A 1,431-nucleotide genomic window follows, 5' to 3' on the forward strand; every position below is an offset into this window, starting at 1 on the left:
GCAATGCTGTTCACTTAAGCGGAGCCGCATTGCGATTTACCGGAAAACGGGTCTTTGATATCTTCACCGCCCTGGGTCTCGATGGCCTGGGGCGTTTTTCTATGAACATGACGCCTATGCAGCCCCGCAACTCCGCCAACCTCCGTGGCGTATGGGCTGGCGATAACGCGCCCGCCATCACTGCCATCTGGTTCGCGATGAACTGACAGGCAAACTTAAAGCTCACCTCATTGGGCGCTCGCTGATGGGCTACGGCGGCCTGGCTGGCCTCCCGCCTGACCAGATTGTATCCAAGCAGCAATCCCCACAGCTCCTGATAGACCAAGTTCACTTTCTTGCTTCTCAGCGTGATGGCGTTGTGCTGCATCGCGCTTTTGATATCCCGGTATCCCAGCTCGATTTCCCAGCGCTCGTGGTACAGGGTCGCCACCTGAGCTGCACTGAATCGCGCCACGGGCAGGGAGGTAAAGACCGTTTTCTCCTTGCCTGCCACCTCATAGGTCACTGCGCGAACTTGCCAGTGTGTCGGCAACGCCGGGTTTTTCTTGCGAGCCTGAGGCGAGACCGTCATTTGCAACAGACGGTCACCGTCGCCATAACGCTCAAGTTCCGTGTATACCAGCCCCTTGCGTTCCGGGATGAGCCAGTGACGGTCGGTGTCTTCGGCCTGAATACGCAGCAACAGGTCGGCACCGAAGAAGCCTTTATCCAGCAGGGTCACTGACTTGTCCGGCAATGAGTGAATGAACTCGCTGGCCAGGGGGATTTCCCCTTTGCGGTACGGGCTGATGGCCGCGTTGGCAATGACATGCGAGCGGACATTCATGAGCGTGACCAACCGCAGCATCGGGTAGGGTGTCTGCCGGTTGGTTGAGGTGTTACCCGAGCCGAAATGTGCTCTGAGTTCAGGCATATCCTGGGTTCGGAACAGGGCCCCATCGATGGCAAAGACCTGTAAACCGTGCCAATGGTCTTCAGGATAACGTTCCCGCCCCCACACATCGGCGCACTGTTTGAACAGCCACTCGAGCGGCTGTTTGCCGAGTCGCTGACGGGCCTGAGACAGGGCACTGTCCGCGAGCAAGGCATCATTGGCCAACCCTTCTGCACAGATGTTGAGGCGCCGAGCGACCTCGGAGATGGGCTCATTGCGGAAAAAGGCCATCCCCACGACGAGCCACAAGACCATATCAGAAGGTAAGCGGCGTCGGCGGATAGTGGCCTTTTCAGACAAGGCGGCAGCGGCAGTAATCCATTCGTCGGGAATATGGTCGGCAAAAATGGCCAGCCGAGCCAGCATGTCGCCAGATGCCTCAACAACATCGTTCAGATCGTTTGCAATAGACATAAAAAATCCGGAACCAGTGATTGGTTCCGGATTGTCCTACAGCAGAAGGATCGGTCAATGGATCCTTAACTGATCAGCATTGC

General features: G+C 57.1%; 1 protein-coding gene. It reads right to left on the minus strand.

Annotation, left to right across the window (positions count from 1 at the left end; all coding sequences use genetic code 11):
• Positions 1 to 10: 10 nt before the first annotated feature.
• Positions 11 to 1,348, minus strand: a complete 1,338-nt coding sequence (locus tag PG883_RS23450) for an IS4-like element ISAeme15 family transposase (RefSeq protein WP_049636880.1) — start codon at positions 1,346 to 1,348, stop codon at positions 11 to 13.
• Between the last annotated feature and the right edge of the window lie 83 nt (positions 1,349 to 1,431).

It is taken from the genome of Aeromonas sp. QDB25 (assembly GCF_027707725.1).
In the GTDB taxonomy this organism is placed as follows: Bacteria; Pseudomonadota; Gammaproteobacteria; order Enterobacterales; family Aeromonadaceae; genus Aeromonas; species Aeromonas caviae.